Raw genomic sequence first — 23,688 nt, 5'->3', positions numbered from 1 at the left:
ACGACGCCCAATTCCGCTATGTCATCCGTTGCGCTGAATATGCCGACGGTTGGAAGGTTGACGCTGCACAGATCATGCGTCGAGGTGAAGCACTTTTGCCAAAGCGCAGGCTGGAAGGCACATATCCGGAAGAATCCAAGGCAATTGAGCGAGGCGTACGGTGGTGTGAAGTAATAGTGGCGCATCTGACAACCGATCGTCTACCAAATGAGTATTAGGCCATGTGGTATCGGCACCCAATTTTGAGGAAGCTCCTGCAACTCTCGCTTCTCAACAAAATAAAACCGATGCTGCTCATGCATATTCCTCGGTAGCTAAAAAGGTCATCCTCTGGTCGATAGCAGGCATTCCGTGTTATTTGAAGGATCGCAATCCTTCGGAATTTATCTTCTATAGCACTCAATACCTCTCACCGGGCCCCTTAAGAATGCCTTGGATGCGCCGTGAAAAAGTTTCCATTTTGAAAGGCTTGGTGAGGAGCTGCATGCCTGGTTGCAAGTGGCCGTTACCAATGGCGGCGTTTTCCGCATAGCCGGTGATGAAAAGTACTTTAAGGTCCGGTCGTAGTGCCCGGCCGGCGTCCGCGACCTGGCGTCCATTGATGCCGCCGGGGAGTCCCACGTCCGTGACAAGCAAGTCAATGCGCACGCTGGACTGGATGATGAGCAAGGCCGAGGGGCCGTCGACTGCCTCCAGCGCCACATAACCCGCATCATTGAGCACTTCGGCGATCAGCATCCGGATTGATGCCTCGTCGTCCACCACCAGCACTACTTCGCCGCTGCCGCCGGATTCTTGGTCGAGATGTAGTTCTGTCTCCTCCCTTTCGGCGGCATCCCTGTGATGACGCGGCAGATAAATCGATATCGTGGTGCCATGGCCCACTTCCGAGTAGATCCGTATCTGTCCGCCGGACTGGCGCGCGAAACCGTACACCATGGACAAGCCCAGGCCGGTGCCTTCGCCGATCGGCTTCGTGGTGAAGAACGGATCGAATGCTCGGGAGATCACCTCCGGCGTCATGCCCGTACCGGTATCCGTCACTGAAATGGAAACATACTGACCCGGCGGCAGATCTCGCTCATGCGCCCATTTGTCGTCCAGCCATTTGTTGGCGGTCTCGATGGTCAGGCGTCCACCGTCGGGCATGGCATCACGCGAGTTGATGCACAAATTGAGCAGTGCGCTTTCAAGTTGGGGCGCATCCACCAGTGTCGACCATAGACCGCCGGCGCCGACGACTTCCAGTTCGATGCCCGGGCCGATGGTGCGCCGGACCAAGTCATCCATTCCCGCAATAAGGGAGTTGACGTTGGTCGGTTTGGGGGCCAGCGTCTGGCGCCGGGCAAAGGCCAGCAGACGTTGCGTCAGCGAGGCGGCCCGGTTGACGCTGCGTAGGGCGATATCGATGTAGCGTCCAAGATCTTCGCTGCGTCCCTGTGCAAGCCGCACGCGCATCAGATCCAGGCTACCGGTGATCCCGCCGAGCAAGTTGTTGAAGTCATGCGCCAGGCCGCCGGTGAGCTGGCCGATGGCCTCGATCTTCTGAGAGTGGCGTAGCGCCTCTTCGGTCGCCATCAGTTCACGGGTGCGGGTGTCGACTTCCGCCTCGAGAGACTCATTGATTTCACGCAAGCGCGCTTCGCTGACCGCCAATGCTTGTTCGTTGTGAATGCGATCACATGCTGCACGCGCCAGTTCGGCGACCTCCGCGACCAGTTGCAGGTCGTGGCTGGTCCAAACTCGGGGATGGTTGTTGGTGACATGCACGACCGCCTCCAGGGCGTCGTTTGCGGTGAGCGGAAAATCCAGGAAGGAAGCGGCTTCCCAGCGCCGGTACAGCGGCAAGAGTGAGGCCGCTTGCGGATCGGCGCCGACGTCGCCTACCTGGATGACCGCGCCACCGCACAGCGCGTCGCTCATCCTGTGTTCATCATGCAGCTCTGCCAGCGCTTCGGGCTGAGCCAGAGGGCCGAAGCTCCAGTCGCCTCTCTGGGCGGGTCGGCCGTCACCGCTCTCGATGATCTTGTAAGAGACCCACTTCGCGGCCAATGCTTCGCCGATGACACGGGCCGCGATCGCCGCTATGTCTTCCAGCGAGCTGGAACCGCTGATCTGCTCGGCCAGCGTGGAGAGCGCCTGCTGGCGAGCCTCGGTATTTTTACGCTCGGTGACGTCGCGCGTCGTGCCGGCGACAGCCTCCACCTCACCATCAGGCCCCAGGACGGGGAACAGGATGTAGTCATAGATACGGCGACCGAAGGTACCGTTGAAAGGCACATCGCCGCGCACCGACTGCTTGGTCGCGCGCACTTGCTCAATTTCGCGGCTATGCATCTCTGCGTGCCATTGCTCATAGCCGAGTTCAAGGCAATTCTTGCCGATGGCCCCGTCCCAGGTCTGATTCCACATCTGCAGCAGCACCCTGTTGGCATAGATGAAGCGATGGTTCAGGTCCCAACAATAGGCCAGATCAGGCGAGTTGGACAGAAAAGTTTCATAGAAGCGGCGGCGGCGATCAGATTCGTCCGTTGATCCGGCGACGTCGGAGCCGGGCGCAGCGTAGCGCCAGCAGACCGAAAGATTGCCGGCATCCGCATAGCAATGGATCTCATAGGGGCGCCCGGTACGTTCATGGTGATGGACGAAGGTGCGAGGCTGCTTGTCTTGCGCGACGTTGCGCAGATGCCCTTCAAATTCGCTGCCAAGCAACTCGGGGCACATCTCCCACAGGCTGCTCGCCGAGAGTGCGAGTGACGGGCGACCAATAAGAACTTTTGCCGGGCCGTCCAGATAGATAATTTTCCAGCCAGCGTCCAGCGAGAAGAACGCGTTCGCAACTGCATCGGGTTGCGCAAACGAAGCTGACTCTGGGGAAATCGCGCTATACATGACGTGCCCTAAGGATGAATAGCGCGATTTTATGCGAGCCAATCTGAAATCGCTGTAAGACAAGCGGCATATTTGATGGGCAGGTGGCTGTTCCGGCAGAGAAAGGAATGAAAATTTTCTTTTTTGATAATTTTCCGTGTCGTCTCGTATCAGGAGGTGGTCTTGCATTGAACGGAGCCCGGTGCATCCAATCCTGGCACGCGCTTCAAGCCAGCAACGTCAGAACCTTCTCACACCATAACCGGAGGATATCTGATGCCGGTTGCGGGCTTGCCGCAAGCATGATGGAGCAACTGCTCTAAGCCACTTCATAGGAGGCCATCATGGATAGCCAGGATGCAATCCAACTGTTGGAAGCCGACCATCGCGAAGCCGAGGCCTTGTTCGATCATTATGAGAAGGTGAAAGAAGAAGCCAGCGCTCAAGAGAAAATGAAGATCGCCAAAAAGGTCTGCAGCGCGCTGTTGATCCACATGGAGATCGAAGAGAAGATTTTCTACCCGCAAGTGCGGAAAAAGATCGACGACGATGACCTGATGAACGAATCGATGGTAGAGCACGCGAGAGCCAAGGATCTGATCAAGCAAATCGGGCAGCTCAAACCGAACGATCCGATGTTCGACGCCAAGATCAAGGTGCTGGGCGAACAGATCACGCGTCACGTCGAAGAGGAAGAGTCTGAGATGTTCCCCAAAGTAAAGAAGGCCAAGCTGGATTTGTCTCTCATCGGCGCTGAGCTGCGCAAGGGGCAGAACCGGATGCGTGAAGAGCATGGTTTGACGCCCGTTGCGGCGTGACGCCCACTCCGGAAATATGAGGAGCCTGCGGGTCGTATCCCGTTGCTTTTGTTGCTCATCCCACTTTTGAGATCCAGCGTGCTCCCCTATGTTCAAGAAGCTGAATCGATTGTGGTATCGCGGTATCGAGAAGCTGGTGAGACAGCAGGGACAGCGCATTCGCGCCAGCGTAAAGAAGCGCGACGTCATGCCGGACGCTGGCGCCTCTTCCAGAAAAACCTCCAACAAGAAATCTGCGCTGTCGGGTAGCTGGCTTCAGCGCCATTTCACGGAAAGCGATTCCGGAAGAAGCCTGAAGTACCGCTTATTCTTGCCCTCTGCAGCAGTCAAGAACTCAGCTGGAATTCCGCTGGTGATCATGCTGCACGGCTGCCAGCAGTACGCAGATCAGTTCGCCATAGGAACCGGCATGAACGCACTGGCAGAGTCTAGGGGCTACGCCGTCGTGTATCCGGAACAGTCACCTGGCGTCCAATCACGGCGATGCTGGAGGTGGTATGACGCCGTCACGCAGCGCGGGGGCGCAGACGCTGCGCTCATTGCGCATCTGATCAGGGAGGTAGTCGCACGCTACCCGATTGACCCGCAACGCGTATATGCCTGTGGCATCTCGGCGGGTGCAGCAATGGCACATATTCTGGCCCTTCAGTATCCGGAACTGGTCGCGGCGGTCGGAATGCATTGCGGCCCGGTATTCGGCGCCTGCCGTGGTGCAGCGGGAGGCATTCGCGTCATGCAGCATGGTGGCATTCACGTCGAGGTGCCCATTGACGACATCCTGAACAAGCGTGCATCTACCCGCCCCATGCCGGCCATTCTTATCTCGGGTGATAACGACCAAGTGGTCCGAGCGATCAACGCGCACCAGCTGGAGCGGCAATTTCTCCGTCTCAATCAAGCCTGGCAACCTTTGGCGAAAGAAACGGTAACCAAGGAATTTGGACGGTCGTCTTCCGCAAAGGGTCGCAAGCGCCGCATGCTGATCCGTGACTACCGGTCTGGGCGCAAGCTTCTGCTGCGCTCCATCGAAATAGAAGGGCTGGGTCATGCCTGGAGCGGCGGCGACGATAGCATTGCCTATCACGCGAAAGGCCCCAATGCCAGCAGGCTGATGCTGGATTTTTTTCCCGCCACTCATCAAGTTGATGAGCTCGTCTTTCCCGCGTTGGTGCTATATCGCAGACTGTGAGGAGTTTTCTGACAAATGAAAGCGAGGTATCCCGATGGGAAGCAGGCCCTTAGGGGATTAGCCTGCAATTTTGAGGAGATGAACATGCGCGAACAGACAAATCAACAAAAGTCGGGCAAGTCCTCTAACGAGACACACTACCAGGAGGAACGAGAAGGTAAGCAGGGAACGATGGGTGGTCAGACACCTTTGCATGCACCCGCCGGAGTGCAGAAGCCTGGACCTGGTGGCGTGTTGACGGAGGAAGGCAAGATCAAGAAGGATCAGTAAACATAGTGCTGCGCGTAGCTGCTTGGCTTGCTGCGAATCCAGGGCGCGAAACGTCCAATTTGCGTAGAAGAACGAGAACCGTCGATGCGTTGGTTACTTGATGTACGGAGATTCAAGATGAAAACCAAGGACAATCCAGAGCAAGCCAGTTTCCATGAGTACACCAATTCAGCGGGCGGTTGGGGATCAGTGAAGGCACTGGCTTCTATTCTGACGCAAGAGAGGGTGCTCGGCGCCGGTACACGAGTGCTGATGAAGCAGAACAAGCCGCAAGGTTTTGCTTGCGTGAGTTGTTCGTGGGCCAAGCCGGCTGATCCGCACATGTTTGAATTTTGCGAGAACGGCGCCAAGGCGACTGCGTGGGAGATCACCGACAAGCGAGCCACACCCGATTTCTTCGCCGCACATACCGTGACGGAGATGGAGGGTTGGAACGACCTTGAACTTGAATCCTCTGGCCGCGTCACCGAGCCGATGAAATACGATATCGAAAGCGACCGGTACTTGCCCGTGTCGTGGCGCGAGGCCTTCGACGACATCGGTGCACGGATGAAGATAATGGATCCGGAGAAGGTCGTCTTCTATGCCTCAGGTCGTGCTTCCCTGGAAACGTCCTACATGTACCAGTTGATGGCACGTATGTATGGCACAAATAATCTGCCGGATAGCTCGAATATGTGCCATGAATCGACGTCGGTGGCGTTGCCAAAGACGATCGGTGTGCCAGTGGGAACGGTAACGTTGGATGATTTCGAGCATACCGACTGTATTCTCTTCTTTGGCCATAACACCGGCACCAATGCGCCGCGCATGCTTCATCCGCTGGAGGCCGTCCGCAAGCGCGGAGTGCCGGTGATCACTTTTAATCCATTGCGGGAGCGTGGATTGGTCAGTTTCGTCAACCCGCAATCGCCTCTGGAAATGCTCACGCCGGCTCGTACTGCGATCAGTTCGCAATATGTGCAGATCAAAGTTGGCGGGGACACTGCAGCTGTAATGGGTATGGCCAAGCACCTGATGGCGATGGATGATGAGGCCTTGTCCTCAGGAATGAGACGTGTCGTCGATGTTGCGTTCATTGAAGAGCATACGGAAGGTTTTGCCGAGTTTGCCCAAGCCGCTCGGGATGCCGACTGGGATGAAATCGAACGTCATGCCGGTGTCTCACGTACCGAGTTGAAGCAAGCGGCAGAGACCTATTCGAGATCGAATGCTGCGATGCTGATGTACGGCATGGGTATCACCCAACATCGAGAGGCGGTGCGGACCATTCATATGCTGACCAACCTGCTCCTTATGCGTGGGAATATCGGGAAGCCCGGCGCCGGGATCTGCCCGATACGCGGGCACTCGAATGTGCAGGGACAAAGAACGGTCGGCATCACCGAGAAACCGGCATTGGCACCCAACGACAAACTGCGTGAGCTTTACCATTTCGAGCCGCCGATGAAGAAGGGGCTCAATACCGTTGAAGCTTGTGAAGCAATCCAGCAAGGTGGCATTTCAGCCTTCTTTATGCTGGGCGGGAATTTTGTAAGGGCCATTCCTGATCATGGGACCATCGAACCTGCATGGCGCGCAATCCCGTTGACTGTACAAGTGGTGACGCGCTTTAACCGCAGTTGCGTCATCCACGGCAAAACTTCTTATCTCTTGCCTTGCCTGGGACGCATTGAAGTAGACCGCCAATCCAGCGGCGAACAGGCAGTAGCAGTGGAAGACAGCACCGGGTGTATGCACGGTTCGAGAGGCATGAGTAAGCCGGCCTCAGATCAACTGCTCTCTGAACCAGCAATTGTGGCTGAATTGGCCAAGCGCATCCTGCCGTTCAATTCGAGGGTGGACTGGGACGCTTGGGTTGCTGACTATTCGCGCGTTCGCGATGCCATTGAAGCTACTTGGCCGGACATTTTTCGTGATTTCAACGATCGCATGTGGAAACCCGGAGGCTTCCAGCGCCCACTGGCCGCGCGTGAGCGAAGCTGGAAGACGCCAAATGGCCGCGCCAATTTCATTTCGCCGCGAGGCTATGAGCCTGACCCCGATATGCCGGCTAATGCTCCAGGTGTTCTCCGTTTGATGACGGTGCGCGGCGACAGCCAGTTCAACACTACCGTGTATTCATTGGACGACCGTTTCCGTGGCGTGTGGGGGACGCGTCGAGTGCTGTTGATGAACTGTGAGGATATCCGTACTCTGGGTCTGAATTCTGGCGATTTCGTCACCGCTGTCACTGTTTCGACCGATGGCATCAAACGCAGCGTCAGCCATTTGCGCATTGAGCCATTTGATATTCCCCCAGGCTGCATCATGGGTTATTTCCCTGAGCTCAATCCTTTGATACCACTGGCGCACCACGCGCTGGAAAGCAAGGTCCCGGCCGCAAAGTCAGTACCGATCCGTTTAGTTGCAGAGGTGATGGAGCAGGCCTGACTCGTGCACGCCTTGTAAGTATCTGCCCACCGTAATTTGCATGCAGTCTCACGTCAGTTGAAGCACTACGCCGACTTATGTTGGCGTCGCGCGTGCCTAGACTGAAATCAAGGCATGACCTAGATGACCTAGATCCCGATGCAAAGGAGAAGAAGACATGAAGAACCAGCGATTGAACAAGTCCGTTGCAGCCTTGATAACGGCCTTGATTAGCCTCTCGGCGGTGGCACAAACCAGTAGTGTCGGAGGTAACTCAAACAGCGGTGCTGCTGGCACATCAGTTCCCGGAAATTCCGCTGGTGCAGCGGGTGTTGTGGGTACCACGGGTACGAACAACGCCGGTACGGCCATTGCGCCAGGAACAGCAGGCACTTCCGGTACAGCTGGCACCCCAGGCTCGACCGGTGCTCCGAGCAATATCGGGACTTCCGGTACGACAAATGCAGGCACTGCTACAACGCCAGGGGCAGTGGGAAATTCCAGCACTACAGGCGCAGCCGGGACGGCAGGTGCAAGCGCTACTACGGGTAATACAGGGACTGCCGGCACCAATAATGCCGGTGCCACTATAACTCCTGGAACGGCCGGTAATCCCGGCACTACCGGTTCGACAGGCATGTCAGGTGCCGGGGGGGCGGGTACCACAGGGAGCGGTGCATCTGGCGGAGCAGCCGGAGCAGGCGGTAGTGGTATGGGGGGAAGTGGCGCTGGCTCAGCAGGTGGTGGATCGGGTGGCGGTTCAGGCGGTGGTCGTTGAATCCAGGCGGCCGATATGGGTTCACTTTGGTCAGACTATGACTTCTTCTCGGAAAGCGTTGAATTAGGCTCTGCACCGATTAGCAAGACATGTCTGATGTCGACGGGCTCGAAAGAAATTTCAGGAAGCTGATCGCTGCGAGCGTTGCAACTTTCCATTCGGGTATGTTTCTCCCAAGAACAATGAATCGGATAGCCCACCGATGCTCCGAAGTGCGATGTGGCGGCATCATCTTCTGCCTGGCAGCACTAAAGACGATCAATTAGAGGGGCCATCGATGTCAGAGACCTTGACCAACCTGATCGGGTGGTGTTCGACGCTGATCCTCCTGCTCACCGTCTCCTCTCAAGTCTATGAGCAATGGCGTACGCGCTCGGTGCGCGGCGTCTCGCACTGGCTGTTCACCGGTCAGTTGGCGGCCTCGACCGGCTTCGTCATTTATTCCGTGCTGCAGGGAGATTGGGTCTTCGTGGCGTCCAACGTGATGCTTCTGGTCACGGCGCTGGTGGGACAGGTACTATTTCTGCGCAACCGACGCCAGAGCAGCAATAGCGAATAGTGCTGGACGCGTATCGATGCGTTCGCATCTCGCTTCATGCTCCTGGTGGCAGCGGCACGGGCTGCGCCCAATTGCGCAGAGTATCGCCGAAGCCACCGCGCGACTTGCTCGCCAGTCGTGCGCTGGTGGTCACGCGCGGTGCCGCGCTCCACGCAATGGTGGCACCGGTGGCTTGCAGCGCGTGTACCAGGTCGACGTCTTCGTGGCAGGAGAGCGGCTTGAAGCCGCCGCACCGCTGGTAGGCCTCGGCCGAGATGCCGAAGTTGGCGCCGTGGATATGGCCGTGGCCATCGCGGTCGCAATATTCCGAACGGAATTTCTCCCAGACATGATGTGGGTGCTCGCGCCAGTCCGACACGTCCACCGTGCCGCATACCGCGTCGGCGCGCAGGGCCAACTGAACCGTGAGCCAATCGGGCGCGACCAAGGTATCGGCGTCGGTGAAAGCCAGCCAGCGCGCGCCGGCTGCCAGCATGTGCCGCGCCCCTTGCGCGCGGGCATGGCCCACGTTCATGGCGTCGACTGTCTCGATATCTACGGGATGGCGGTGGGCAATGGCGGCAGAGTCGTCGGTGCAGGCATCAAGCACCACCACGATGCGCACCGGTTCTGCCAGCAGCCCCGGATGAGTGGCGCATGTGCGAGCAGCGGCCAGGCAGCCGTCCAGCAACGCTTCCTCATTGTGGGCTGGAATGACAATGCCGATCATGCCGCTTCTCCCGTGCCTCGTTTCTGCCACAGGTCAAGGCGAAATTCTTCATCTTCATAGTGCGCGCAGGCGCGTAGCTCGGCGTGCGCTGCAAAGCGGGTGTGGATGGCTGCGGTGTCTTGCTGCCTGTCGTCAAAAGGACGCTTCCAGTGGCAGGCCAGCAAGTGGCCTAGGGGCAGGAGGCTGCCGACGGACAGTGAGACGGTCAAGCGTAGCTGTTCGTGGTCAAGGTAGTAGCACAGCTCGGATAGCACGATGAGCTCGAATGCCGGCTCTCCGCCGGAGGGCCATTGTTCCGGCAGGCTTTCCCGGGAGATTTGCACATGATAGTGGGCGCTGACGCGTTCCTTCGTCAAACGCACGGCTTCGTCGCAGAAATCCGAAGCGAGAAGGCGTTCGCAGCGTCCGGCCAGCGCGAGGGTGAGGGCCCCATTGCCGCAGCCCGGCTCGTACACGCTGGAAAAGCGCGACTTGGGCAGAACGGCAAGCAGGATGGACAGTTTGCGTTGTTCGTACCAGCTGTCGGCAGTGTGCCAAGGGTCTGCGCTGGTAGCATACAAGGATCGGAAGTGTTCGGCGGTCGTCACTGGCGTGGTCATAGGAAGAACACCTCGTAAGGGCGGACAAAGTGAGCCAGAACATTGGCTGGCAGCACCGGCGTACGGCCTTCGTCCTCGCCGATCTGACTGCGGTAGCATCGCATTGCCAGGCGCTTGTTTTGTTCTACTGAGGGTGTCAGGTGAAGGCTTCTGGCCCGGCCCCAGGGTAGGCGCGCATCGTCCGGGCGAGCCCAATGCCAGGTCCAGATGGGTACCTCGATCAGCTTGCAACCGAGCTCCTGCTCCATCTCGCTCGCTGCGTGCCCCACGGCCTCGTGATCGGGATGGCCATCCAGCCTCCAGGGCGCGAACAGGATGTCGGTTGGCTGCAATCTGGCGCGCAGCCACTGCTTGAGCTCAGGCAAATGCGCCGTCACTTCACCGTCCGGAATGCCCATACGCTGGAGCGCAGCGTTCTCGAGGCCCAGATGACGCAGGGCGTTTGCGCTTTCGTAAGCACGTATCTCCGGCAGCCGGGCGTACAACGTCGATTCTTGCGGATGGCTGCCTTCGCCATCACTGACCGCCACTACGACGACTTGCCGGCCCAGCGCTGTCAGGCTGCCGATCAGGCCGCCGCAGCCCAATGTCTCATCGTCCGGATGGGGCGCCAGGATAACCGCGCGGCAACGTGAGGGGACCAGTTCGCAGAGCTCGACAGCCGGCAGTGCGCCGAGCCTGTCGCACGCTTGCCAAGCGTGTTCCGGCGTGCCAGCTTCGATGTCGATGTGGCGGGACGGGGCGTCTGTGTCGCGAGCAGTCAGAGTTTCCATGGGGACTCCCCGCTTTCGATGCAGAGGGTGCCGAGCTGAGCCAAATCGCGCTCCGCATGGCTCTGGCGCAGGAAGACCGGGAGATCGGCCAGGATACGTGCGCTGTGGCGATCCAGGCAATAGGGGGCGGGGCCCAAGGCGCGGCCGACATGGTCAAGCACCGCCTGGCTCGCAGCCTCGACCTGCAAACGGGCGGACAAGGCCAGCCGACAAATGGTGGCAGCCTCGGCGGCGACCGGGTTCGCATCGATGAAGCGCGCGGCCTCGCGCAACTGGTTCAGTGCGCCGCTCAACCGGCAGTCGGCCTCGCCCAAGTGCGCCAATGCGTGTGGATCTTTCCTGTTGTGCAGCGCCTGCCGCAGCTTTTCGGCCAGGGCGGCGGCGGCACCGTACCAACCGGCGGCAATGCCGATGGCACCATGCCAGAAGCCCGGTCGTTCCAGGTAGAAGCCAGGTACTCCGATCGCGGTGGCACGCACTCCGGAGAGCCTGACGGTGGCAGTGCGGGTGGCGGCCATGCCTACTGCCTTCCAGCCATCGTCTTCCACAGAGATACCCTCCTGTCCGAGGTCCACTGCAGCCAGGCAGGCTTGCCCCTGTTCGTCTCGGTAGCTCAGCAGTGCGTGCGTGACGAACATCGCGCCGGAACACCAGCGCTTCTCGCCGTCGAGCACTAGCGCGCCTTCGGCCGCGACGTGGCGCGCATTCAGCAGCGCCCCCGGCGGCTCCGCGCACCACACGCCCCACACCGACAGCGGCGGGAGGTCGGTGACGCCGGCTTCGGCCAGGATGGCCAAGGCATCGGTATGGGCTTCATACAATTTGAGCAGACTCAGGTCGCGACCGGCTATGGCCGCCAGTACACGCCATCGCTCCAGCGTGGTGCCGCTGCCCGGTAAAGGGATGAGGTCGAGGTGCTTGTCGACGATCTCGCACAGCATGTCGCCCACTAATGATGGCAGCGCCTCTTGGGAGCACTGGTCAATGCGCTCACCGATGAGCTCATCGAGTGCGCAATTGATGGTGGAGCCGTCGGTTGCTGGCATGGTTTCCTGATGGAGAAGAGAATGGGAACAAGGCTGTACCAAGCTGAAGTATCGCCAGGTCCGGAGCGCCTGAATGTCGGCTGATGGCGGAGAACACCGTAGGAATACGACCGGATTTTAAGGAGCAGATAAGTTCGCTGCCGGCTGACGGCCGCCCGAAATCAGCTCATCTTCATTCGACCGCCATTTGAAATGAGGAGGTCGGCTGGCGTAAGTTGGGCCTCTCTCCGACATACCCTTGAAGCGTCGCTACCTATCATGGTGATTTAGGTATGCCGGGAGGTCGACCATGAACACGCATGACACGCATAAGCCAGCATCCATTCCGCCACAGCACCAGCAGCATCAACCCGGTAGCGAGCGGCATATGGATCCGCAGCCCGAATCCAAACCGGCGACGAGCCCGGCGCAGCGCCTGGCAGGCAAAGTCGCGTTGATATCGGGCGGTGACAGCGGTATCGGACGTGCGGTGGCGCTGGCGTTTGCGCAAGAAGGGGCGCAGGTGGCCATCGTCTACCTTGAGGAGCACGAGGACGCGCAATCTACCCGCGCCGAAGTGGAGGCGCTGGGCGCGTCATGCCTGCTGCTGCCGGGCGACATTACCTCACCAGCCTTTTGCCGCCAGGCTATCCAGTCCACCACCGACGCCTATGGCCGTCTCAATGTGCTGGTCAACAACGCCGCCCAACAGTATCCGGCGGCCAGCATTGAGGAGATTTCCGTAGAGCAGCTGGAGCTCACCTTCCGCACCAACGTCTTTTCGATGTTCTACATGGTCAAGGAGGCGCTGCCTTACCTGACGCGCGGCGCGCGCATCATCAACACTGCCTCGGTCACCGCCTATCGCGGCAGCAAGCACCTGCTCGACTATTCGGCTACCAAGGGAGCGATCGTTTCCTTCACGCGCTCGCTGTCGCAGCAATTGGCGCAGGCCGGCATTCACGTCAACGCGGTTGCCCCGGGGCCGATCTGGACGCCGCTGATCCCCTCCAGCTTCACCGCCGAAGAGGTCGAACAATTCGGCAAGAACGTGCCGCTGGGCCGCCCCGGCCAACCGGATGAAGTAGCCCCGGCCTACGTCTTCCTCGCCAGCGAAGGTGCTTCCTACATGACCGGGCAGGTGCTGCACCCCAACGGCGGTGAAATCATCAATAGCTAAAGGTAAGGATCAGGATTGTCGGTACCAGGCTCCCGGGGGGGATGTGTCCCGCGGAGCGGCCTCGGTAATTGTCTAGATCGCATTTGGTAAACCCAACTCTTCTTCAGCCTGTCTGACCGGCGATGGCGGCACCGTCCGATGGTCTGACGTGCTCTGTATGCCTATGCTGGCAGCTCTTCATGCGCACCGCGCACATTTCCCAGCCAGCCTCCCACGCAACATTTGAAACGAGAGTCCGCCATGCCGACCAAGAAATCCCCTGCCGCAAAATCGACCTCTTCCTCCAAGTCTGGCAAGCCCGGTTCGGGTTCGCTGCTCTCCACTATGGCGGGACCTGCAGACGGTCAGCCAGCATTCGCTGCCGGCGAGCATTCGCCGACGGCGTTACTGCGCAAGATTGCCGGAGCCAACGCCGTCTCGGCAGGCATGCGTGACAATCCCGCCAAGCCGGGCGAGATCGGCATTCAGGGGCGCACTGCGCCGACCGGCGCCACCGTCCAGTCGCCCGACCCGGTGGTGCATGCCAGCACCGTCAGCGAAGCCCATGGTTCGGCCAAGACCGGCGAAGAGCAACCGGTGCTCGGTGCCAATGCGCTGGCCGCTTCACTGGATCGTGTGCGCGCCGATGATAGCGACCAGGCGTTGACCAGCAACCAGGGCGTGCCTGTCTCGGACAACCAGAATTCGCTCAAGGCCGGGCTGCGCGGCCCCACCGCGATGGAAGATTTCCTCCTGCGCGAGAAGATCACCCATTTCGATCACGAGCGCATTCCCGAGCGCGTGGTACACGCTCGTGGATCTGCAGCGCACGGTTACTTCGAGTGCTACAAGGCGCTGACCGAACTTACCTGCGCGGCTCCCTTTGCCGAGGATGGCAAGCGTACACCGGTGTTCGCGCGCTTCTCGACGGTCGCCGGCGGCGCGGGCTCGGCCGACACGGTGCGCGACGTGCGCGGCTTTGCGGTCAAGTTCTACACCGACGAAGGAAACTGGGACCTGGTTGGCAACAACATTCCGGTGTTCTTTATCCAGGATGCGATGAAGTTTCCAGACCTGGTGCATGCGCTGAAACCGGAGCCGCACTTCGGCATGCCGCAAGCATCCAGCGCGCACGACACCTTCTGGGACTTCGTCTCCCTGATGCCCGAATCCACCCACATGCTGCTGTGGCAGATGTCAGACCGTGCCATTCCGCGCAGCTATCGCATGATGCAGGGCTTCGGCGTGCACACCTTCCGGCTGGTCAATGCCGACGGCGCGTCGGTGTTCTGCAAGTTCCACTGGACGCCCAAGGCCGGCACGCATTCGCTGATCTGGGACGAGGCGGTCAAGATCGGCGGCGCCGATCCCGACTACCATCGGCGCGATTTGTGGGAAGCCATCGAGGCCGGCGCCGCGCCCGAGTGGGAGTTGAGCCTGCAAGTCTTTTCGGAAGATGAGGCAGACGGCATGCCCTTTGACATTCTGGATCCGACCAAGATCGTGCCCGAGGAGCTGGTGCCTCTGATACCGGTGGGTCGCATGGTGCTCAACCGCAACCCCGACAACTTCTTCGCTGAGACCGAGCAGGTGGCATTCTGCACGGCGCATATCGTGCCGGGGATCGACTTCACCAATGACCCGCTGCTGCAAGGACGCATTCACTCCTATCTGGATACTCAGATCAGCCGGCTCGGAGGGGCCAACTTCCACGAGCTGCCGATCAATTCGCCGCTGCGCGCCGTGCACAACAACCAGCGCGACGGCATGCATCGGCAGACCCTCAATCGCGGTCGCGTAGCCTACGAGCCCAATTCGCTGGGGGGCGGCTGTCCGTTCCAGGCCGGAGCAGCGGGCTTCAAAAGTTTCCCGCAGCCGGTCGACGGTGACAAGATCCGCGCCAAGCCCGAGAAGTTCGCAGATCACTATTCGCAAGCTCGCCTGTTTTGGCAAAGCCAGACCTTGGCTGAGCAGTTGCATATCGTCAATGCCTTCCGCTTTGAGCTGACCCGCGTGCAGACGCCGTCTGTGCGCCAGCGCGTGGTGTCGCTGCTGGTCAATGTCGACCCCATGTTGGCACAACAGGTTGCCGATGGGCTTGGCTTCGACGTGCCGGAGGCGGCGCCAGTATTGGTAGACGTCCAGCCGGAGTACTCGGCCTCGCCGGCACTGTCGTTGACGGCCTGTCCGGGCGAGACCGGCATCGCCACCCGTCGCGTAGCGCTGCTGGTGGCCGATGGTGTCGATGGTGCCATGGTCACCCAGGTCTACGAGCATCTGCTGCAGCAAGGAGCGGTGCCGCGGCTGGTGGGCCAGAAGCTGGGGGCGATCACCTGCTCGGCCGGGAAGCCCTTTCAGGTGGAGATCACGCTGTCGGCCACCCCTTCTGCGCTGTATGACGCGGTGGTCATCCCCGACGGAGAACAGGCCACGACGCTGCTGGCGGCCGATCCGCTAGTGGCCGAGTTTGTGCGTGATCAGTATCGCCATTGCAAGCCCTTGCTCGCGGCGGGCAGCGCGACCGAGGTGATCGACAAGGCTGAACTGCCCGACGTGCTGCCTAATGGCGACGAAGATTTTTCGCTAGCGGTAGGCGAGGCCGGTCAATTACCCGAGTTGCTGCAGCAATTCGCCGAAGCGCTTGCCGGGCAACGCGAGCTTGGACGCGAAGCGTTGGCCTGATAAGGATGGCGGCCAGCCGCACTGGAGTCGACAGGTGGGCTCCGGTGGGGCCCGACGAGATTTCATCCGTATCGGGGGCGATAGCTATCCTATTGCAGACGCTCGATTGGAAGGGCCATCTCCGGCAAGGCCAGAAATTCTGGAGCGTCCTATCGGGCCTATTTTCTGCTCCTGGCCAATAACCTAGGCTATGTCGCCATGCGGCGACATAATAGTGAATCTTTTAGTTTAGGATCTATCCAATCGACTGAGACACGCATAAATCAAATAGATATCGAGACATGAGACTCAAGCTAGATTCGGCAACAATCCTGATTGTTGAAGATAACATCGAGGTGCGGGAGATCTTTTCATCCGCTTTGGAGAACAACGGCTACAAGGTCTTGCAGGCCGGCGATGGTTTCGAAGCTCTTGTAACGATAGAGAACGATCGGATTGACGTTATCGTTACAGATCTCAGGATGCCGCGTTTGAGCGGCATTCAGCTCGCCTCAACCCTCAAAAACTCGCCGAGATTTCGAGATTTACCCATCATTGGAGTGACGGCGACACCATTGGCTGATTTGGAATTCATGTTGGGATTTTTCGTAGAAGTCCTCTTCAAACCATGTGACGTCAATTTATTGATCTCCGCTGTCGAAAAGACACTATTGAGACAGTGCTGACTCGCAGAATTGCCTATCCCAGTTGCGAGGTCTAACGGCTCCGGTGCAAATCCGCACATCGGGGCGGCGCATACTCCACGGCAAAAAGCCACTTCTGCCGCTGATCTACGTTTTCGAACCTGGGTCGGCGTCGTTTATGGCTATCGTCAATTAATACTATTCTTTCAGGATGTCTACTTCTGGCCGTTTGCGAACATTCTGGATACGGCGTAAGAAGTCTGCGAAAAGATAGGACTAAGGAAGCATCTGCGGTTGGGCCTGAAAAAGGCCCTTGCAAGCACCGTCCGGTCCAACGAATAGAAACTTAACGCTACATTAAGCTGGGAACGAGCAATATCTTGCGACGTTCTTCAAGGTGGCCATGCGCCATTTTGTAAGCACGGGGGCCTTCTTCCAATGGTAAATGATGAGAAATGATCGGTGTCGGGTCGATCTTCTTCTCACGCAGCCAGCGCAACAAATCACCGAGATGTTCATGAATATTCGTTCTGCCAGCGCGCAAACTCACATTCTTCTCGAATATCTCGCCAAAGGGGAAACCGTGAGTGACGCCATGATAGGTACCCGCCACGCTGATGCGCCCGCCTCGGCGCACCGTCGCTATCGCACGGCGTAGCACCTTGCCGCTCCCACCTTCCAATTTCGCCGCCGATAGGGCCGTTTCTATGGGACTTCCTTTGGCTTCAAAGCCTACCGCGTCGATCACACAATCGGCTCCTCGATAGCCGGTATGTTGAATGATGAATTGCTCGGTCTGAGTTGAGCAGAAATTGATGGGGATGGCGCCGTAATGGTCGGCGGCGAATCTGAGAAGGTAGTCGTGGCGATCTACCATGTAGATGCGGCCCACTCCCATCACGCGGGCGCAGGCGGCAGCCAGTTGACCCACAGGGCCAGCGCCGAAAATGGTCAGGGTATCGCCTTCCTCGATGCCGGCATTAAGTACCGACTGATATGCGGTGGGAAGTGCATCACAAAGGAAGACCGCGCGATCATCATCAATTTCAGGGGGCAATACCATTGGCCCGGTATTGGCATATGGTACCCGAACTAGTTCAGCATGCCCGCCGGGTAAACCACCGTGAAAATGTCCGTAGCCGAAGAACGCGGCCCCTGATCGGATCGCTTTCTCATTCATTACCGTACTGCGATCGAAGTTGCTGATTTCGCAGGCCGAGTAGAGCCTGCGCTTGCAGAAGAAACATTTTCCACAGGCAACGACAGAAGGAACGACTACGCGATCTCCAACCTTCAGCGCTGTCACTTCGGGACCCGCTTGTTCGACGATCCCAATAAATTCTCGGCCAAGTATGTCGCGTTCACGCATGCCGGCGATCTGGCCACGATAGATGTGCAGGTCAGCTCCGCCTATGGCAGCGGCTGTGACGCGAACAATGATATCGTCAGGTAAGTCGAGAGAGGGAGGCGGTACATGCTCGACTCGCACATCGTAGCCGGAATTGAAGACGATAGCCCGCATGGGTAGCCTTTAGACTGGAATGGCTCGACGGTATCACCGGACTTGCCAAGAGTCTTGTCAGACAGGGGCTGAAGATGCTGTATCTGTTCTTACCGAAATCAGGCCCGTCGTCAATTGATCCTGGCCTCGGTGGCTTACTTGGGAAGTGCAGCGTTCTCCGCAATCAGCCCCTCGTGACGCAGCTCGACCCAGAATTGCTCAGGAATCTTCAACTGCAGCGAATTGAAGTTCTCGGAGACTTGCAGGGGGCTACGGGCTCCAACTACCAGAGCAACCGCTTCCGCGGCGGCGAGTGAGAATTGCAATGCCGCGGTGCGCAGATCAACCGCATGGCGGGCAGCTACAGCACGGAGTCGCTCACGCTTCTCGATCACTTCCGGAGGCACCTTAAAGTTTTCTGGACCGTAGTTGAAGCGTTGGCTGCCTGAGATATAGCCAGCGTTGAGCGAGGAGCCCATGACTAGCGCCACTCCTTTTTCATGCACTGCCGGAAATAGCTCATTCACAGCGCGTTCGTGATCGATCAGGGAGTACTGGCGTGCACAGAGGCATACGTCCGGATCAGCGTCTTGGATGACCTTCAGAATAGGTTCAGGCGTATTCACGCCTATTCCCCACGCGCCGATAATACCTTCATCGCGCATTTTCGACAGCTCCGGGAATGCACCTTTGCGGGCAATTTCATATTGTTCTTCCCACCCATTGGGGAAGTAAGCGAAGTCAGAGGAGATATCGTGGACGAAGGCGATATCGAGATGCGATACACCGAGGCGCTGAAGGCTGTCTTCGATAGATCTGCGTACGCCCGCGGCAGAATAGTCGAACACCACATCATTGGGAGAGTCGGAGAGCGGGTAGATTTCGGTGTGGCGGTTATGACGTGAGGCCTTGAAGAGCTTGCCCACCTTGGACGAAAGGAGGAATTCGTCGCGTTTTTTATTGTGCAAAAAGTGTCCAAAGCGGCGTTCCGCCAAGCCAAATCCATACCAGGGAGCGACATCAAAGTAGCGGATTCCCAAATCCCACGCCGTCTCCAGTGTCGCTTCCGCTTCCTTGTCGGTATGCTTGTTAAATTCATTCCCGAGCGGGACGCCGCCAAGACCAAAGCGAAATTCGGGGCGGAACAGCTGTTTTGCGCGTTCAGACATGGCGGCCTCGTAGAAAAGTGAATAGCCGTTGGTTACGGACACGGCCGAATAGTTCGCATGGCCAAGATCTTGCGCTAACCGTTTTTGTTTGGCCGCGCTGCTCCAACATCTGGTCGGCATCAAGCGTACGTAGTGGCAACCTCATCCCGTACTCCCTTCCCTGAACGTTTATTCGTCGTTACGCTCCAGGATTGCCTTTTCACCTCTCGCAACGGCACATCCCCCCTTCTTACGCAAGGCGGTTTAGGGGTCTCCCTGGTCGATCAGTTCGGCGCGCATTTCCTCCCAATTAAGAGTTGCTTCTCGGTGAACTGATTTATCGGAACTATCTGGCCAAAGAAAGCCTCAATTCAAGCGGACAAGAGAGCATCTCCTATCCTAGTCAGGCGAATGAACGCGCGCCCCTTCTCGCCAAACAAGGCGGCGATGAAATAAAGAATGCAATAAGACTTCTTTTCGAGCGGGAATTACCCATGAAAAAAATCGGCATTTCGGCCAACCGCCGCGGCTTTCTGCGCGGTGCCCTTGCGGCCGCTCCGGCTGCGGCAGTAGCCTTGGTGGCAGCTCCGGCGCTACGCGGGCAAGCGCAAGGTACAGCGCCCTACACGCCCACTTTCTTCAGCCTGGAAGAATTCACGCTGCTCGGCGCCATGGCCGACACCATGATTCCGGCCGATGAGACCGGTCCGGGCGCGATCCAAGCAGGCGTCCCTGAGTTCATCGATGCGCAGATGAATACCCCCTACGGAAAAGGCCAGCTCTGGTATATGCAAGGCCCATTCGACCCCGGCGCGCCGGCGGCGTTCGGCTACCAGTTGCCGTTTCCGCCGACCGAGCTCTACAGGAAGGCGCTGGCCGGTTTCGCGGCCGCGATCCGCCAGCAATACGGCAAGGATTTTGCCGCGCTGGCGGAGGCGCAGCGCATCGAAGCAATCGGCAATCTTGAGAAGGGTTCGCTGCAGATGGGGGAGATCCCCGCCGGCGCGTTCTTCACGCAGCTGCTGCAAAACGTGCGCGAAGGCTATTTCTGCGACCCGGCCGACGGAGGCAACAAGGGCATGCTGTCGTGGAAGATGATCGGCTTCCCGGGCGCGCGCGCCGATTACTTCGACTGGGTCGAACAGTACGGCAAGAAATACCCGCTGCCGCCGGTATCACGCGGCTGAGCGGCGCGTGCGCTGCATCCCCGATCGACCAGAACAAGGACAAGAACGTGGCACATAAGAACATGAAGCCAGTGGACGTCGCCATCGTTGGTTTCGGATGGACCGGTGCCATCATGGCCAAGGAAATGACCGAGACCGGACTGAGCGTGGTGGCGCTGGAACGCGGCGTCTATCGCGACACCTATCCCGACGGTGCCTATCCCAAGACCATCGATGAGCTTGAATACCAGCAGCGTTTCAAGCTGTTCCAGAACATCGCAAAATCGTCCTTCACCTTCCGCCGCAAGATGGCCGACACCGCCATTCCCTACCGCCAGATCGCCATGTTCAAGCCGGGCGAGGGCGTGGGTGGCGCCGGGCTGCACTGGTCCGGTTGCCACTGGCGTATCCTGCCCGAGGAGCTGCGCATGCGCAGCCATTACGAGGAGCGCTACGGCAAGAAATTCATCCCGGCCGACATGACCCTGCAGGACTGGGGCGTGAGCTACGAAGAACTGGAACCGTACTTCGATTTCGGCGAGAAGATGATGGGCACCTCCGGCACCGCCTACCGCGTCGGCGGCAAGGTGGTGGATGCCAAGGGCAACCCGTTCGAGGCCAACCGTTCCGATGCCTTCCCGCTGCCGGCACAAAAGGAGCAGTACCAGTCGGCGCTGTTCCGCAAGGCGGCCGAGGAGGCCGGTTTCCATCCGTTCACGCTGCCTTCGGCCAACGCTTCGGCGCCCTACGTCAACCAATATGGCTGCCAGATGGGGCCTTGCACCTTCTGCGGCTTTTGCTCCGGCTACGCCTGCTACAACTATTCGAAGGCCTCGCCCAACGTCAACATCCTGCCGGCACTGCGCCAGACGCCACTGTTCGAGTTGCGCACCGAATGCAACGTGCTGCGCATCGAGCTGGACGACAGCAAGAAGAAAGCCACCGGCGTCACCTACGTCGACGGTCGCGGCGATACCGTGTTCCAGCCGGCCACCATCGTCATTGCCAGTACCTTTGCCTACAATAACGCGCGCCTGTTTTTGCTGTCCGGCATTGGCAAGCCCTACGACCCGGTGTCGGGCAGCGGGGTTGTAGGTCGCAACGTCGCTTTCCAGATGATGGCCACCGTGAACGCTTTCTTCGAGCCGGGCAAGAATATCAACGGCTTCATCGGTGCCGGTGGCAACGGAGTGGCCATCGACGATTTCAACGGCGACCACTTCGACCACGGCCCGCTGGGCTTCGTCGGCGGCTCGCCGATCTGGTCCAACCCAGCCGGTTCCAAGCCGATCTCCGGCATCCCGGTGCCGCCTGGCACCCCAAAGTGGGGCCGGCAATGGAAGACGGCGGTCAAGGACAGCTACCTCAACACCATGTCCTTCGACGCCCACGGCGCCAACATGGTGTACCGCGATGTCTATGTCGATCTCGATCCCACCTACAAGGATGCCTTCGGCCAGCCTTTGCTGCGCTTCACCTTCGACTGGAAGGACAACGACATCCGCATGAGCCGCTACGTCACCGACCAAGCGGTGAAGATTGCCCACAACCTGAATCCCAAGGCCATTAACGTCACCGTCAAGCAGGTCGGCGACGCGCCCGACTTGCGCTCCTACCAGACCACGCACTGGGCTGGTGGCGTGGCCATGGGGATGGACCCGGGCACCAGCGTGCTGAACCGCTACCTACAGAGCTGGGACGTGCACAACGTGTTCGCTGTCGGCTCCGGCGTGTTCGCCCAGGGTATCGGCTACAACCCGACCGGGGCGGCCGTGGCGCTGGCGTACTGGTCGGCCAGGGCGATCCGCGAGGACTACCTGAAAGACCCGCGTCCGCTAGTCAACGCCTGAGGACGAGGCTGCCATGAGCAAACGCACCCTGAGATTGTCCGCCGCCTTCGGCGTCGTCCTCGTTTTGGCAGGCGCCGCCTGCGGGCTGGCCCTGGCCGACGGTTCGCTGACGGTGGCCGCGCCGCCCGCCCCGGCACCTTCCCAACGGCTGGAGACAATAGAAGTGACGCGCCACCAGCCGCTGGCGCTGCAGCCTGCCGATGCGGCGTTGAGTGAGCGCCTAGATAAGAAGGCCGCCGCCGGCCAGCCGCTGACCGACGCCGACCGTGAGCTGCAACGTGGCGCCTACTTGGCGCGCGCCGGCGACTGCATTGCCTGCCACACGGCCAAGGGTGGGGCGCCATTCGCCGGCGGCCTGCCGATCAATTCGCCGATCGGCACCATCTACTCAACCAACATCACGTCCGACAAGATCCATGGCATCGGCGACTGGAGCTACGAAGACTTCGCCCGCCTGATGCGCACCGGCGTCACCAAGGCCGGCTACACCACCTATCCGGCCATGCCGTACCCCTCGTATTCGCGCCTGAGCGACGAAGACGTGCATGCGCTGTACGCGTATTTCTCACAGGCGGTACCGCCCGTGCCGCAGGCCAATCGCGACAATGGCATTCCCTGGCCGCTGTCGATGCGCTGGCCGTTGGGCATCTGGCGCAAGGTGTTTGCGCCGACCGCCGCGCCTTACACGCCGCCGGCTGGCACCGACCAGCAGCTGGCGCGCGGCGCTTACCTGGTCGAGGGGCTGGGACACTGCGGCAGCTGCCACACGCCGCGCTCGGTCACGATGCAGGAGAAGGCGCTGTCCGACGACGATGGCAAATTGTTCCTCTCCGGCGGGCAGGTCATCGACGGCTGGGCCGTGCCCTCGCTGCGCAATGAGCACGGCGGCGGCCTGGCCGGCTGGAGCCAGGCCGAGCTGGTGGAATTCCTGCGCACCGGCCGCAATCGCCATGCGGCCTCGTTCGGCGCCATGAATGACGTGATCGAGCATTCGATGCAATACATGAGCGAGGCCGACCTGAACGCGATGGCGAAGTATCTGCTGGGGCTACCGGGCGGGAACGGCGCCGCGGCTTACAAGTACGAGGACGCCAGCGCGGTCGCCGCGTATGAGGGCCGTCCGCAGGGAGCCGGCGCGACGCTCTATCTCGACCGTTGTGCGGCCTGCCACCGCGCCAACGGCACCGGCTACGGCAAGGCCTTCCCGCCCCTGGCCGGCAATCCGGTGCTGCAGGGCCAGGACGGCACATCCGCCATCCACATCATCCTGTCGGGCGGGGTGCAGCCATCCACGCACGCCGCCACCGCCGGCCTGACGATGGCGCCGTATGCGAACATCCTCGACGACCAGCAGGTCGCTGACGTCGCTTCCTATGTCCAGACAGCATGGGGCAACCGCGGCGGCAAGGTCAGCGCGGCGGACGTGGCGAAGATCAGAAAGGATGTCAGGCCTGTCGAAGCCAGGAAGAATTAGCGGCTAGCTCTGTGTGGAGCTGATGCCTCCATCTTCCTCCTAGTAGGGAACGTCTGCTTCTGGCCGAAAGCTGACTTCATAT

Annotated in this window: 18 protein-coding genes; 11 read left to right on the top strand and 7 right to left on the bottom strand. The window is 59.6% G+C overall.

Translation table 11 applies throughout. The features are described from left to right. Positions 1-399 precede the first annotated feature (399 nt). Entirely contained in the window at positions 400-3,060 is a 2,661-nt protein-coding gene (locus CEJ42_RS16195) for an ATP-binding protein (protein WP_165774452.1), read from the bottom strand. A 155-nt stretch (positions 3,061-3,215) separates the two neighbouring features. On the opposite strand from CEJ42_RS16195, the gene CEJ42_RS16190 reads away from it, so the two are divergent. The 5 genes from CEJ42_RS16190 to CEJ42_RS16170 all read left to right on the top strand — a co-directional run bounded on the left by CEJ42_RS16190 (position 3,216) and on the right by CEJ42_RS16170 (position 8,897). After that, positions 3,216-3,689 (top strand): hemerythrin domain-containing protein, encoded by a 474-nt coding sequence (locus CEJ42_RS16190; protein WP_088751787.1) that lies wholly within the window; start codon positions 3,216-3,218, stop codon positions 3,687-3,689. Between the two features lie 88 nt (positions 3,690-3,777). Continuing rightward, on the top strand, positions 3,778-4,878 hold the full coding sequence (locus tag CEJ42_RS16185) for an extracellular catalytic domain type 1 short-chain-length polyhydroxyalkanoate depolymerase (protein ID WP_243397877.1): 1,101 nt from the start codon (positions 3,778-3,780) through the stop codon (positions 4,876-4,878). An 84-nt stretch (positions 4,879-4,962) separates the two neighbouring features. Next, positions 4,963-5,148: a hypothetical protein gene (locus tag CEJ42_RS16180; RefSeq protein ID WP_129587758.1), complete on the top strand. Its 186-nt coding sequence runs from the start codon at positions 4,963-4,965 to the stop codon at positions 5,146-5,148. A gap of 117 nt (positions 5,149-5,265) precedes the next feature. Then, on the top strand, positions 5,266-7,581 hold the full coding sequence (locus CEJ42_RS16175) for an FdhF/YdeP family oxidoreductase (protein WP_088751785.1): 2,316 nt from the start codon (positions 5,266-5,268) through the stop codon (positions 7,579-7,581). A 1,046-nt stretch (positions 7,582-8,627) separates the two neighbouring features. Next, positions 8,628-8,897 (top strand): PQ-loop repeat-containing protein, encoded by a 270-nt coding sequence (locus CEJ42_RS16170; protein ID WP_243397876.1) that lies wholly within the window; start codon positions 8,628-8,630, stop codon positions 8,895-8,897. A gap of 34 nt (positions 8,898-8,931) precedes the next feature. On the opposite strand, the gene CEJ42_RS16165 is transcribed toward CEJ42_RS16170, so the two are convergent. From CEJ42_RS16165 to CEJ42_RS16150, 4 genes are read right to left on the bottom strand one after another with little or no spacing between them, the layout of a single operon-like run. Further along, entirely contained in the window at positions 8,932-9,606 is a 675-nt protein-coding gene (locus CEJ42_RS16165; RefSeq protein WP_088751783.1) for a glycosyltransferase family 2 protein, read from the bottom strand. Then, on the bottom strand, positions 9,603-10,205 hold the full coding sequence (locus tag CEJ42_RS16160) for an SAM-dependent methyltransferase (protein WP_088751782.1): 603 nt from the start codon (positions 10,203-10,205) through the stop codon (positions 9,603-9,605). The genes CEJ42_RS16165 and CEJ42_RS16160 overlap by 4 nt, the downstream gene beginning before the upstream one ends. Beyond that, entirely contained in the window at positions 10,202-10,978 is a 777-nt protein-coding gene (locus CEJ42_RS16155; RefSeq protein WP_088751781.1) for a PIG-L deacetylase family protein, read from the bottom strand. Before CEJ42_RS16155 ends, CEJ42_RS16160 begins: the two co-directional genes overlap by 4 nt. After that, positions 10,966-12,024: an acyl-CoA dehydrogenase family protein gene (locus CEJ42_RS16150; RefSeq protein WP_207760445.1), complete on the bottom strand. Its 1,059-nt coding sequence runs from the start codon at positions 12,022-12,024 to the stop codon at positions 10,966-10,968. The genes CEJ42_RS16155 and CEJ42_RS16150 overlap by 13 nt, the downstream gene beginning before the upstream one ends. 289 nt (positions 12,025-12,313) lie before the next feature. On the opposite strand from CEJ42_RS16150, the gene CEJ42_RS16145 reads away from it, so the two are divergent. The 3 genes from CEJ42_RS16145 to CEJ42_RS16135 all read left to right on the top strand — a co-directional run bounded on the left by CEJ42_RS16145 (position 12,314) and on the right by CEJ42_RS16135 (position 16,509). Continuing rightward, entirely contained in the window at positions 12,314-13,183 is an 870-nt protein-coding gene (locus CEJ42_RS16145) for an SDR family oxidoreductase (RefSeq protein WP_088751780.1), read from the top strand. A gap of 240 nt (positions 13,184-13,423) precedes the next feature. Further along, on the top strand, positions 13,424-15,844 hold the full coding sequence (locus tag CEJ42_RS16140; protein ID WP_088751779.1) for a catalase: 2,421 nt from the start codon (positions 13,424-13,426) through the stop codon (positions 15,842-15,844). A gap of 281 nt (positions 15,845-16,125) precedes the next feature. Continuing rightward, positions 16,126-16,509 carry a response regulator gene (locus CEJ42_RS16135; RefSeq protein ID WP_088751778.1) on the top strand — a complete coding sequence of 128 codons (384 nt, stop codon included), beginning with the start codon at positions 16,126-16,128 and terminating at the stop codon, positions 16,507-16,509. A gap of 310 nt (positions 16,510-16,819) precedes the next feature. On the opposite strand, the gene CEJ42_RS16130 is transcribed toward CEJ42_RS16135, so the two are convergent. Both CEJ42_RS16130 and CEJ42_RS16125 read right to left on the bottom strand, forming a co-directional pair. Next, positions 16,820-17,989, bottom strand: coding sequence for an alcohol dehydrogenase catalytic domain-containing protein (locus CEJ42_RS16130; RefSeq protein WP_088751777.1), 1,170 nt, complete (start codon positions 17,987-17,989; stop codon positions 16,820-16,822). A 134-nt stretch (positions 17,990-18,123) separates the two neighbouring features. Then, positions 18,124-19,137, bottom strand: a complete 1,014-nt coding sequence (locus tag CEJ42_RS16125; RefSeq protein WP_088751873.1) for an aldo/keto reductase — start codon at positions 19,135-19,137, stop codon at positions 18,124-18,126. 473 nt (positions 19,138-19,610) lie between these two features. On the opposite strand from CEJ42_RS16125, the gene CEJ42_RS16120 reads away from it, so the two are divergent. From CEJ42_RS16120 to CEJ42_RS16110, 3 genes are read left to right on the top strand one after another with little or no spacing between them, the layout of a single operon-like run. After that, on the top strand, positions 19,611-20,303 hold the full coding sequence (locus CEJ42_RS16120; RefSeq protein WP_088751776.1) for a gluconate 2-dehydrogenase subunit 3 family protein: 693 nt from the start codon (positions 19,611-19,613) through the stop codon (positions 20,301-20,303). Positions 20,304-20,350: 47 nt separating this feature from the next. Continuing rightward, positions 20,351-22,132: a GMC family oxidoreductase gene (locus tag CEJ42_RS16115; protein ID WP_420840774.1), complete on the top strand. Its 1,782-nt coding sequence runs from the start codon at positions 20,351-20,353 to the stop codon at positions 22,130-22,132. Positions 22,133-22,145: 13 nt separating this feature from the next. Then, on the top strand, positions 22,146-23,606 hold the full coding sequence (locus CEJ42_RS16110) for a cytochrome c (protein WP_088751774.1): 1,461 nt from the start codon (positions 22,146-22,148) through the stop codon (positions 23,604-23,606). Positions 23,607-23,688 lie beyond the last annotated feature (82 nt).

Origin of the sequence: Herbaspirillum robiniae (assembly GCF_002213415.1) — a bacterium.
GTDB lineage: Bacteria > Pseudomonadota > Gammaproteobacteria > Burkholderiales > Burkholderiaceae_D > Herbaspirillum > Herbaspirillum robiniae.
Note: the sequence above shows the minus strand (reverse complement) of the source record. Positions and strands in the feature narration are given on the sequence as shown.

Coding starts and splice junctions, on each gene's coding strand:
- CEJ42_RS16125 (WP_088751873.1), bottom strand. CDS start 19,137: ATGTCTGAACGCGCAAAACAGCTGTTCCGCCCCGAATTTCGCTTTGGT.
- CEJ42_RS16165 (WP_088751783.1), bottom strand. CDS start 9,606: ATGATCGGCATTGTCATTCCAGCCCACAATGAGGAAGCGTTGCTGGAC.
- CEJ42_RS16130 (WP_088751777.1), bottom strand. CDS start 17,989: ATGCGGGCTATCGTCTTCAATTCCGGCTACGATGTGCGAGTCGAGCAT.
- CEJ42_RS16150 (WP_207760445.1), bottom strand. CDS start 12,024: ATGCCAGCAACCGACGGCTCCACCATCAATTGCGCACTCGATGAGCTC.
- CEJ42_RS16155 (WP_088751781.1), bottom strand. CDS start 10,978: ATGGAAACTCTGACTGCTCGCGACACAGACGCCCCGTCCCGCCACATC.
- CEJ42_RS16140 (WP_088751779.1), top strand. CDS start 13,424: ATGCCGACCAAGAAATCCCCTGCCGCAAAATCGACCTCTTCCTCCAAG.
- CEJ42_RS16160 (WP_088751782.1), bottom strand. CDS start 10,205: ATGACCACGCCAGTGACGACCGCCGAACACTTCCGATCCTTGTATGCT.
- CEJ42_RS16120 (WP_088751776.1), top strand. CDS start 19,611: ATGAAAAAAATCGGCATTTCGGCCAACCGCCGCGGCTTTCTGCGCGGT.
- CEJ42_RS16145 (WP_088751780.1), top strand. CDS start 12,314: ATGAACACGCATGACACGCATAAGCCAGCATCCATTCCGCCACAGCAC.
- CEJ42_RS16175 (WP_088751785.1), top strand. CDS start 5,266: ATGAAAACCAAGGACAATCCAGAGCAAGCCAGTTTCCATGAGTACACC.
- CEJ42_RS16180 (WP_129587758.1), top strand. CDS start 4,963: ATGCGCGAACAGACAAATCAACAAAAGTCGGGCAAGTCCTCTAACGAG.
- CEJ42_RS16190 (WP_088751787.1), top strand. CDS start 3,216: ATGGATAGCCAGGATGCAATCCAACTGTTGGAAGCCGACCATCGCGAA.
- CEJ42_RS16195 (WP_165774452.1), bottom strand. CDS start 3,060: ATGCAAGACCACCTCCTGATACGAGACGACACGGAAAATTATCAAAAA.
- CEJ42_RS16110 (WP_088751774.1), top strand. CDS start 22,146: ATGAGCAAACGCACCCTGAGATTGTCCGCCGCCTTCGGCGTCGTCCTC.
- CEJ42_RS16135 (WP_088751778.1), top strand. CDS start 16,126: ATGAGACTCAAGCTAGATTCGGCAACAATCCTGATTGTTGAAGATAAC.
- CEJ42_RS16185 (WP_243397877.1), top strand. CDS start 3,778: ATGTTCAAGAAGCTGAATCGATTGTGGTATCGCGGTATCGAGAAGCTG.